This window comes from Dellaglioa sp. CoH-55-MRSF-8 (assembly GCF_056782195.1).
The window spans coordinates 1-383 of sequence record NZ_JBXAYH010000100.1; the positions used below are offsets into that span (position 1 = coordinate 1).

Below are 383 nucleotides of genomic sequence, written 5' to 3' on the forward strand. Positions count from 1 at the left end.
GTCGGTGATTCTGATTCGGCAGCATCCGTGATTCAGAAGCGCGCTCTTCAAACCTGTATTGATCTTGTTGCCGAAGTCGAAAACGGGATTCGCGAATCGAAGGGACGCTATGGTGTTCACTCGTTCAACAACCTGATGATGACTATTCGGGAACTTGTGACGGACATGCAGCAAACTCGGGATCGAGGTGCTATTGGTGTCACTATCAGCGAATCGGTTTTGCGGCCCATGATGCGTGATCTGGCTATGCTTGTCATGAACGAGACTATGACGATCATGGCCGCTGCAAAAGGCAGTATGAGCGTTGACGAGTTTAAAGACTTTCGTAAAGAAGTAGATGATAGTCGTGCTCGTATCGGCGCTGCCATGCAGCAGGCATATAC

At 49.6% G+C, this 383-nt stretch carries 1 protein-coding gene; it reads left to right on the top strand.

Annotated features, from left to right (window positions below; all coding sequences use genetic code 11):
• Positions 1–383: hypothetical protein (locus tag AC1RPW_RS08080; RefSeq protein WP_481769456.1), on the top strand; the 383-nt coding region annotated here is incomplete at both ends.